The organism is Pseudoclavibacter sp. RFBG4, assembly GCF_002931515.1.
GTDB lineage: Bacteria > Actinomycetota > Actinomycetes > Actinomycetales > Microbacteriaceae > Pseudoclavibacter.
Window position 1 is genome coordinate 1 of record NZ_PSYC01000066.1, and the last position, 9,685, is coordinate 9,685.

General features: G+C 69.6%; 8 protein-coding genes. 1 reads left to right on the forward strand and 7 read right to left on the reverse strand.

Annotation, left to right across the window (positions count from 1 at the left end; all coding sequences use genetic code 11):
* Nucleotides 1–42 precede the first annotated feature (42 nt).
* The 7 genes from C5E10_RS18570 to C5E10_RS18600 form a co-directional block, all read right to left on the reverse strand.
* A complete protein-coding gene (locus C5E10_RS18570) occupies nt 43–1,617 on the reverse strand; it encodes an AMP-binding protein (protein WP_219820421.1) in 1,575 nt (524 codons plus the stop codon).
* A 155-nt stretch (nt 1,618–1,772) separates the two neighbouring features.
* The gene (locus C5E10_RS18575) at nt 1,773–2,186 is read right to left on the reverse strand and encodes a RidA family protein (protein WP_104332918.1); all 414 of its coding nucleotides are present in this window, start codon (nt 2,184–2,186) and stop codon (nt 1,773–1,775) included.
* Between the two features lie 53 nt (nt 2,187–2,239).
* The gene (locus C5E10_RS18580) at nt 2,240–3,313 is read right to left on the reverse strand and encodes an acyltransferase (protein WP_104332919.1); all 1,074 of its coding nucleotides are present in this window, start codon (nt 3,311–3,313) and stop codon (nt 2,240–2,242) included.
* A 247-nt stretch (nt 3,314–3,560) separates the two neighbouring features.
* Nucleotides 3,561–4,595: an ABC transporter permease gene (locus C5E10_RS18585; protein WP_104332920.1), complete on the reverse strand. Its 1,035-nt coding sequence runs from the start codon at nt 4,593–4,595 to the stop codon at nt 3,561–3,563.
* Entirely contained in the window at nt 4,592–5,611 is a 1,020-nt protein-coding gene (locus C5E10_RS18590) for an ABC transporter permease (RefSeq protein ID WP_104332921.1), read from the reverse strand. Before C5E10_RS18590 ends, C5E10_RS18585 begins: the two co-directional genes overlap by 4 nt.
* The gene (locus C5E10_RS18595; protein WP_104332922.1) at nt 5,608–7,296 is read right to left on the reverse strand and encodes a sugar ABC transporter ATP-binding protein; all 1,689 of its coding nucleotides are present in this window, start codon (nt 7,294–7,296) and stop codon (nt 5,608–5,610) included. The genes C5E10_RS18590 and C5E10_RS18595 overlap by 4 nt, the downstream gene beginning before the upstream one ends.
* A gap of 75 nt (nt 7,297–7,371) precedes the next feature.
* Nucleotides 7,372–8,454 carry a substrate-binding domain-containing protein gene (locus C5E10_RS18600; RefSeq protein ID WP_104332923.1) on the reverse strand — a complete coding sequence of 361 codons (1,083 nt, stop codon included), beginning with the start codon at nt 8,452–8,454 and terminating at the stop codon, nt 7,372–7,374.
* Between the two features lie 436 nt (nt 8,455–8,890).
* Between C5E10_RS18600 and C5E10_RS18605 the strand changes: the two genes are divergently transcribed.
* Complete coding sequence (locus C5E10_RS18605; protein ID WP_104332924.1) at nt 8,891–9,670, forward strand: hypothetical protein; 780 nt, start codon at nt 8,891–8,893, stop codon at nt 9,668–9,670.
* The last annotated feature ends 15 nt before the right edge of the window (nt 9,671–9,685 follow it).

Sequence of the window (9,685 nt, forward strand, 5' to 3'; positions counted from 1 at the left end):
GGCGTGGGCGCGGGCGGGGGCGGGGGCGGGGGCGCCCGCGCGTCAGCGGCCGCGGAGGTCCTTGCGCAGGATCTTCCCCGAGGTCGACTTCGGGATGACGTCGATGAACGCGACGGCCCGCACCTTCTTGTGCGGTGCGACGTGGCCTGCGACGAAAGCCTCGACGCCTGCCTCGTCGAGGGGCGAGCCCTCGCGGCGCACGACGAATGCCTTCGGGATCTCCTGCCCGTCGGCGTCCAGTGCACCCACGACGGCCGAGTCGGTGATGTCGGGGTGCGTGAGCAGCAGCGCCTCGAGTTCGGCGGGCGCGACCTGGTAGCCCTTGTACTTGATGAGCTCCTTGAGTCGGTCGACGATGGTGAACTCGCCGAGCGGGCCGACCGTGGCGATGTCGCCGGTGTGCAGGAAGCCGTCGCCGTCGACCGCCTCGTGGGTGGCGTCGTCACGGCCGAGGTAGCCGAGCATGATCTGGGGCCCGCGCACCCAGATCTCGCCCGGCTCGCTCTGCCCGTCTTCGGTCGCCTCGATCTCCTCGCCCGTCTCGACCGAGACGAGCTTCACCTCGGTGTTGGCGATGGGCACGCCGACGGACCCGAGTGACATGCCGGTCTCCGTCGGCGGGAGCACGTGCGTGACGGGGCTCGCCTCGCTCATCCCGTAGCCCTGCCTCGTGCGGGTCCCGATGCGGTCGGCGACGGCCTTCATGAGGGCGGCGTCGATGGGGGCTGCTCCGGAGAAGACGGACCGCACGCTCGACAGGTCGAAGGTGTCGATGAGCGGATGCTTCGCGAGCGCGACTGCGATGGGCGGCGCGATGAAGAGGTAGGTGCATCGATGCGTCTCGATGATGCGGAGGAACTCGCCGAGCTCGAACTTCGGCATGGTGACGAGTCGGGCGCGCTTCTTGATGGCGATGTCGAGGAGCACGGTCATGCCGTAGATGTGGAAGAAGGGGAGGAGCGCCAGCACGACGTCGTCGTCTTCGACGTCGAGGACGGGGTAGGTCTGCACGACGTTGGCGACGAGGTTCGTGTGGCTGAGCATGACGCCCTTCGGCTTGCCCGTCGTGCCGGAGGAGTAGGGGAGCACGGCGACGTGCGTGGCGGGGTCGAAGCTCACCTCGGGCGCGGGGAGGCCAGCGCCGAGCAGCTCGCGGAGGTCGTGGTAGCCCTCTGCGCCGTCGAGGACGATGATCGCGTCCTGTTCGAGACCGGCGGCGATGGCGCCGGCGTGCGCCTGCTGGAGGAGGGGGCTCACCGTGAAGAGGAGCTTCGCGCCGGAGTCGCGCAGCTGCGTCTCGATCTCCTCCGCGGTGTAGAGCGCGTTGATGGTGGTGGCTGTCGCACCGGAGCGGAGGATGCCGTGGAACACCGATGCGAAGGCGGGCACGTTCGGGCAGTGGAGGGCGACGACGTCCCCGATTCCGAGCCCGCCCCCGGCGAGCGCGCCTGCGATGAGCTCGATGTGCTGCTTGAGGGTTCCGAAGGTCGTCTCGGCGCCGGTGGTGCCGTCGACGATCGCGATGCGGGCGGCATCCGCTTCGCTGAGCTCGGAGAAGAGGAAGTCGAAGACCGAGACGTTCGGGATCTGCTCGTCTGGGTAGGGGCTCTTGAACACGGCGATCTCCTTTGATCGATACGCGGGCGGCACGGTGGGCGGATTGCGCCCGTCCGCGCCTGTCAGGTGGGTGCACGTCTCGCACCCGCTGCCCATACTGCTGACCGCAGATGGGAGCAACCCCAGCGACCGGCTCAGGAGGACGCCGACAGCGGTTACGCCCCAGGGGCGACGGCGGCTACGGCTTCGATCTCCACGAGCTGGTGGTCGTAGCCGAGCACGGTGACGCCGAGGAGGGTGCTCGGGACGTCGTGGTCGCCGAACGCGTCGCGGACGACCTCCCACGCGGTGACGAGGTCGGCTTGCGAGGTGGAGGCGACGAGCACGCGGGTACTGGCGACGTCGCTGAGCTCCGCCCCGGCTTCGGCGAGGGCGATGCGCAGGTTGTCGACGCACTTGGCCGCCTGCCCGGCGTAGTCGCCGATCGCGGCGGTCGTGCCGTCATCGTTGAGCGGGCAGGCGCCTGCGGGGAAGATGAGGCGGGCGCTTGGGTCGACGGCGGAGGCGTAGGCGTACTCGGCGGCGTCGCTGAGCGTGCTGGCTCGGATGAGGGACACGAAGTTCGACACGGGGCGTTCTCCTGCGGTGGCGGTGGCGGTTGCTGGCGGGACGGGGAGGTGCTTCAGGCTCGCGGTGCGACGGGGGCGGTGCGCTTCGCGAACTTCGGGAGCACGAAGAGTGCATCCACGATGCGGAAGCGACGCAGCCAGCACGCGAGGTAGGCGACGGCGAGGGCGCCGAAGAAGCAGAGCGGCAGGGAGATGTTGGGGTTGGTGACGCCGGCCTCGAGGAGCATGTTGGTGATCCACACCTGCGTCGGGAAGTGCACGAGGTAGAAGACCACCGAGTTGCGACCGATGTACTGCAGCCACCTGGCGCGGTCGTGGCTCTGGCCGGTGTGGGCACCGGTGGCTCGCCGCACGGCCATGACGGTGCCGGCGATGCCGGCGATGACGACGGGGAGCAGCTCGAGGCGGTGGGCGTCGAAGCCGGCTGTCATGGCGTTCGTGTAGCCCCGGTTGCCGGCGATGATGAACGCCCCGAATCCGGTCGCCACGGCGAGGCACACCCACATGAGGGTGCGCGTCTCGAACCGGGAGAGTCGTGAGCCGAGGCGCACGCAGAGGTGGCCGGCGAAGAAGAACCCGCCGTAGTAGGTGAGGTTGGAGATGTCGCCGTCGGGCAGCGGCCAGCTCGCGAGCCACAGCACGGCGGGCACGACGGCGAACCAGGTCCCGGGGATGCGGGCGAGCAGCGGCGCGACGGCGTAGTAGACCGCGAGGAAGAAGATGAACCACAGCCAGTTGTTGGGGATCCAGAAGAACGGATCGCGCAGGTCGGTGTAGCCCTCGGTGAGCATGCCGATGACCATCCACACGAGGTACGGCCAGAGGAGGGTGCGGACCTTGTTCCAGTAGTAGGTGCCTGGCGGCTTCGCGAGCGAGCGGGTGAGCAGCACCCCGGAGAGGAGGAAGAGCAGGCTCATGCGGTAGGGGGCGAAGAACGAGTTGACGTCGTTCACGACGCGGCCCGAGCTGATGCCGGCGAACATCCATGGGATGGCGGTGGCGTGCAGCAGGACGACGAGGAGGATCGCGCCGCCGCGGATGAGGTCCATCCAGCGGGCCCTTGCTGCGCCGCTCTGCGCGCTGGGTGCGGCGGGCGGCTGCTTGGACTGCGGTGAGGGTGAAGTCATTGCTGATGCGCGTCTGGTCGGGAGCTGCCGACGCACGACGGCGAGGCTTCGGCAGTGTCCGACCCTACGCGACTCCTGGCGGTCCGCTCGCTGCCCCGCCCAGACATGGCAATCTGGCGACGCGCTTCCGGTTCGGTCTTGGGGTCGGCTCCGTCGCCTCGCCTCGGCAGCGTTGTGGCCTCCTGTCGTTCCCGAGGGCGGGAACAGCAGGAGGCCACGATTCTGCGCCGGCGAGGCGGGACGCGCGCTAGCCGCGCTTGCGCCCGTAGAGCGAGATGACGACGAGGATGATGGCGCCGTAGATGAGCTGCTGCACGTTGGAGCCCAGGTTGAGGACGGTGACGAGCGTCGCGACCTGGCCGAGCACGAGCGCGCCGCCGACCGTGCCGACCACGGATCCTCGCCCGCCGAAGATGGATGCTCCACCCACGACGACTGCGGCGACGGAGGAGAGCAGGTAGCTGTCGCCCATGGTCGCGGACGCCTGCTGGAAGTAGCCGACGATGACCATGCCGGCGAAGGCGGCGAGCATCCCCGAGATGATGTACCCGGTGATGCGGATGCGGTCGACGGGGAGGCCTGCGAGCCTCGCCGTCTCGGGGGACGCGCCGACGAGGAAGAGGGAGCGTCCCCATCCGGTGTAGCTGAGGACGAGCTGCAGCACGACCATGAGCGCGAGTCCGAGGGGGAGGACCGCGGCCATGGAGAGGCCCAGGACGCTGATCTGCGCGGAGGTGATCGCCGTGATGAAGTCGGGGATCTGCGTCAGCTCGGAGAAGTTGAACTGCAGCAGGATAACGCCGAACAGGAGGCCGTTCATGGCGATCGTCGTGACGATGGGGGTGAGGCCGAGCTTCGCGATGACGAGCCCGTTGAGGAGTCCGATGACGGCGCCTGCGAGGAGCGCGCCGAGGAAGGCGCCGAACGGGCCGAGGGGGCCGACCATGGCGAGGAACGACAGCGCGGAGAAGGCGATCGTGTTGGGGACGGACAGGTCGATGCCCGCCTGGATGACGGCGAACGTCTGCCCGAACGAGGCGATGGAGAGGATGATCGCGAAGGTCGCCGTGCCGATGAGCGACTCGATCGTGATGAGGTTCGGGCGGATGATGCCGCCGATGAGGAACAGCACGAGGAACGCGACCAGCGGCCACACGCTGCGCGGGACTCGAGCGAGCAGCGACTTGGACGGCGCGTACTCGACCTCGTGGTCGCCGGGGGCGGGGGCTCCCGCGCCTGCCGTCCCCGCATTGCCGACTGCGGCCGGAACTGTTGCGGTCATGACCGTGCTCCCTTCCGAGCGAACGACAGCTTTCGCCAGACGACGGGGATGCCCACGACCGAGACGATGATGAGCGCCGAGATGACGTACTGCCAGTACGAGTTGATGCCTGCGAAGAAGAGCAGGTTGCCGATGAGGCCGAGGGTGATGCCGGCGAGGATGGTGCCGATGATGCTGCCGCGTCCGCCCGTGAAGCTGGCGCCGGCGAGGGCGACGGCGGCGATCGAGGAGAGCAGGTAGGGGTCGCCGCTTCGCGGGTCGCCGGTCATGGTGGAGCCGGCGAGCATGATGGCGCCCGTGGCGGTGAGCACGCCGGCGATGCCGAAGGCGGCGAGCTTCGTGAGGCGCGCGTTGAGGCCCGCGGCGCGGATGCTGTCCATGTTCGAGCCGACGCCGTAGATGTGCCTGCCGAGGGCGCTGCGCTGCAGGACGAACCAGAGCAGCACGGCGATGATGGTCAGCCAGACGAGGGCGACGGGCACGAAGGGGATCGCCTCGCCGCTCGTCGCGAGGTGGAACTCGGTGGTGATGTTGCCGCCCGGCCTGTCCATGACCTCGCGGGCGAGCGAGCCGAAGATGAAGGCGCTCGCCAGCGTCACCGCGATGGCGGGGAGTCCCCCGTAGGAGACGAGGAATCCGTTGAAGAGGCCGCAGGCGAGGCCGGTCGCGAGGCCGAGGAGCACGGCGATGGGGATGGGCACGACCTCGGTCTGGGCCGCGAAGACCACGTTGGAGAGGCTCATGATGGCGCCGATGGAGATGTCGATGCCGCCGACGAGCACGATGAGCAGCTGGCCGAGCGCGACGAACGCGAGCGGCACGACGAGGTTCGCGGCCGTCTGCAGCTGGAAGCGCGTGAGCAGCTCCGGGTTGATGATGAGGTAGACGATCAGGAACACGACGAACGCCGCGGCGGGGGCGAACGCGCCCTCGCGTCGCAGCCTGACGAGCCCCTGTCGGCGCGCGACGGCCCGGGTGACCGGCTGCGCCGGCGGCGGGGTGACGGTGGCGGTCATCTGCTGCTCCTCGATGTCTTCTCGCGCGCTGCCCTGCCGCGCGTCTGCGTCTTCGCGGCTTCGCTCGCCGCTTCCTCGAGCTCGGCGGCCGAGACGGTCTGGATGCTGCCCGTCACGCCGACAGCGGCGCCGACGATCGCATCCGCGGTCAGTCGCTCATCGGCGAGCTCGTCGGTGATCTGCCCGTTGTAGAGCACGAGCACCCGGTGGCACACGTGCACGAGCTCCTCGACCTCGGTGGAGAACCAGAGGACGCCGACGCCCTGCTTCGCGAGGTCGACGATCGCGCCGTACAGCTCCTGCTTGGCACGCACGTCGATGCCGCGCGTGGGGTCGTGCAGCAGGATGACGGACCGGGAGCGGTTCATCCACCTGCCGAAGACGAGCTTCTGCTGGTTGCCGCCGGAGAGCGAGCCGGCCGCTTCGAGGGGGCCGCGCGTTCGCACGGAGAGGGCCGCGAGCACGCCGTCGAGCCAGCCGCGCTCGCGGGCGAGCCGTGGCTTGCCGCCGAGCTGCCAGGCCTTGAACCAGGGCGCGAGGAGGTTCTCTCCGACGCCGAGCTCGAGCGCGAGCCCTTCCTTCTTGCGGTCTTCCGGCACGTAGCCGAGGCCGCGGCGCACGCCGCGGACGGGCGTGAGGCGGGTGACGGACTCGCCGTCGATCGTCCACGAGTCTGCCGTGGCGGCGGATGCGCCGAACAGTGCGCGCAGCAGCTCAGCCTGCCCGTGCCCCGCGAGGCCGCCGATGCCGACGATCTCGCCGGCGCCGATGGTGAGGGAGATGCCGTGCACGCCTTCGGCGCGCAGCCCTTCCACGTCGAGGACGTCGCCCTCGCGGGTCCGTGCGGGCGGGTCGGGGAAGAACCGCTCGGCCTTGCGGCCGGCCATGAGCGAGATGAGCTCGTCGTCGGTCCAGGAGCCGCGCGAGAACTCTCCCGCGAGGCCGCCGTCGCGCAGCACGATGCCGCGGTCGGCGATCTCGGCGATCTCCCCGAGCCGGTGCGACACGTAGATGACGCTGCCGCCGCGTGCGGTGAGCTCGCGGATGCGGGTGAACAGCCACTCGACTCCGGGAGGGGTGAGGGCGGATGACGCCTCGTCGAGGATGAGCAGCTTCGGCTCGCCGGCGAAGGCGCGCGCGATCTCGACGAGCTGCCGGTTGGCGAGCGAGAGGTCGGAGACGAGCGCCCGTGGGTCGATCCGGGGGAGGTCCAGCGAATCGAGCAGGGCGCTCGCCGCACCGATCGCCTTCTTCTGCGAGAAGCCGCGCAGCGGCGCCCCGTCCGGGAGGCTCAGATTCTCGGCGACGGTCCATTCGGGCACGAGCGCCAGCTCCTGGAACGCGCAGCGCACGCCGGAACGACGCGACAGTCGCACGCTCCCTGAGGCGAGCGGCGCATCCTCGACCGTGATGGTGCCGGACGTGGGGGTGACCGCGCCCGCCAGCATCTTCGCGACGGTGCTCTTGCCCGCGCCGTTCTCGCCCACGAGGGCGAGCACCTCGCCGGGGTGGCAGACGAAGCTCACCCCCTGCACGGCCTTGACCGGGCCGTAGCTCTTCACCAGGTCGGTAGCGACGAGGAGCGCCTCGCCAGACCGCGCGTTCCCGGTGCGTGCCGGCCGGGTGGCTTCCGTCTGCCCGGGCGCCGCGGCGACGTCCGCGGCGCCCACTTCACTTGCATTCATGACTCGATGTGTCCTCGCTGATCGGTTCGAGTGAGAGCTGGCGGCAGCCCTGCTGGTGAGGGCTGCCGCGGTGCCCTAGGACCCGGAGTAGTACTCCATGACGTCCTCGAGCTTCAGGTCGAGACCGGGGAAGTCGTAGCCGAGCTGGAAGTTCGCGGGGCGATCTTCGAGGCAGTAGTCGGCGGCGTTCTCAGTGGTGATCTCGAGCGGCGGGAAGAACTGCTCGCGTTCGATCTCCTGGCCTTCGAGGAGCAGGACGGCCTGTTCGAGGCCCTTCGCGTAGATCGACGGCTGGCCGAAGATCATGTTGCCCGTGAAGCCTTCCGGGGCGTACTCGACGAGGGCGCAGGCCTCGCCGTTGTAGCCGGAGCCGCCGACGGTGGGGACGAAGGGGATCCCGGCGGCCTTGTAGGCCTCGGCCACGCCCTGACCTCCCGTGAGGAAGGAGTAGACGCCGCCGATGTCCGGGTTGGAGCGGAGGATGTTGGCCATCGACTCCTGCGCGGTGGCCTCGTTCCAGCCGTTGGTGTCCTGGGCGACGACGGATGCGCCGCCGGCCTCGAGCGCGTCGATGACGCCCGGCATGGAGCCCTCGTTGAGGGGAACGCCGGCGAGGCCTTCGAGCACCGCGACGTCCTTGTTGTCGGTGAGGTTCTCGAGCAGCCATTCGGCGCCGATGGTGCCGGCGCTCGCCCAGTCGGTGGAGACGGTGTAGACGTCCTCGCTCTCGTAGGGCCCGCCGTTGGCGATCACGGGGATGCCCTGCGCGGTCGCCTGCGCGATGGCCGGGTCTGCGCCGCTGGAGGAGGCCGGGTCGAAGAGGATGAGGTCGACGCCGTCGGCGATGAGGTTCTGCATGGCGGCGTTCTGCTGGGCCGCGTCGTTGTCGTCGGTGCGCACGATCTTGAGCTCGACCTTGTCGACGTACTCGGGGGAGTTCGCGAGCGCCTGGAGGGAGGCGAGGCCCATCTCGCGCCAGGCCTGGCCGCCGAGGGGCTGCTGGAAGCCGATGACGAACTTGCCGTCCTCGCCTCCTGCGGAACCGCCGCCACCTTCTGCCGGTGCGCTCGTGCATCCGGCGAGGAGGACCACGGCGGAGGCCGTGGCGACGAGTGCTGTGCCCATCCTGAAGCGCGATTTGGGTCGACGAGTGTGCATGATTTCTCCTTTGAAATCTGGCGGATGCTGCTGGCGGCGTGAGTGGGGTGGAGGGCCTCTGACCGAGATCCGGGGCTGTTCGCCAGCTTGCTTCGTGACACTAGCCCAAAAATGGCAGCGCTACCAGTAGCGCTGCCAAATTGGCTGCGGACAGTTATCCGAATGCGGTCGCCAGGACCGGCGGCAGGTCTCCGTGAGCTGTCCCACGCGTCTTGCCGCACATGTCTGCGCGGTCCTCGCCGCCACGCAGACATGTGGGAAGTGGAGCTTCCCGAGGGCGGGAAGCTGCACTTCCCACATGTCTGAGCGGCTGAGGGGCTGAGGGGCTGAGCGGCTGAGTCTGCTGGTGGCTGGTGGCTGGTGGCTGGTGGCTGAGGGCCGGCGGCCGCGGGCGGGGGCGTGCTCGGTAGGGTGGGTCACGACGAGGGGATGCGACGTGGAATCACCTGCTGAGATTTCGGAGGCCGTCGGCGCGGAGATGCGAGCGCGGCTCCAGGAGACGCTCGCGCGACGTGCCGAACTGCTCGGTGGCGGGGCGGATGCACGCGCCGAGCCGAGCGATAAGGCGGCCACCGCCGCATCCCCCGTCACATCCACCGCCGTATCCGCCTCAGCATCCACCTCGGCTGCCGCCGCGAGTGCTGGTGAGGCGTCCAAGCACGAGTGGGTGGCGCCGCCGATGCACTCCGACGCGGCGATCCGCGCCCAGACCGGGCAGGGGTGGGACGACTGGATCGACGCGATCGACGCGGGTGTGGGGCGCGACGCGGCGCATCCGCGCATCGTCGAGTGGGTCATGGCGAACTCGGCGCAGAACGGCTGGTGGAGCCAGGGCATCGCGGTCAGCTTCGAGCGCATGACCGGCCGGCGTCTGGCGGGGCAGATGCCGGACGGCACGTTCACGGCGAACCGCTCGCGAACGCTGCCCGTCGACCGCGAGGTGCTCAGGGCGCTGATCGCTGACGACGCGGCGCGGGATGCGCTGCTCGGCTTCGAGACGGAGTTCCGCTCCAAGGTCGCGTCGAAGACCTACAAGGTGCTCATCGCTCGCGACGCGCAGCCGTTCGATGGGCTCCTGTTCACGTTCGACGCGGCGCCGAACGGGCGCACGAAGTTCGCGATCGCGCACGAGAAGCTGCAGGTGTTCGACGAGATCGAGCTGTGGAAAGCCCACTGGGGCGCATGGCTCGACGCCCTCGAGCTGGCCCTCGCCTAGCCCCCTCTCCCCTCC

What these genes read in the sequence shown, in the direction of transcription:
- C5E10_RS18580 (WP_104332919.1), bottom strand. Translation starts at nt 3,313, where the DNA reads ATGACTTCACCCTCACCGCAGTCCAAGCAGCCGCCCGCCGCACCCAGC.
- C5E10_RS18585 (WP_104332920.1), bottom strand. Translation starts at nt 4,595, where the DNA reads ATGACCGCAACAGTTCCGGCCGCAGTCGGCAATGCGGGGACGGCAGGC.
- C5E10_RS18590 (WP_104332921.1), bottom strand. Translation starts at nt 5,611, where the DNA reads ATGACCGCCACCGTCACCCCGCCGCCGGCGCAGCCGGTCACCCGGGCC.
- C5E10_RS18595 (WP_104332922.1), bottom strand. Translation starts at nt 7,296, where the DNA reads ATGAATGCAAGTGAAGTGGGCGCCGCGGACGTCGCCGCGGCGCCCGGG.
- C5E10_RS18600 (WP_104332923.1), bottom strand. Translation starts at nt 8,454, where the DNA reads ATGCACACTCGTCGACCCAAATCGCGCTTCAGGATGGGCACAGCACTC.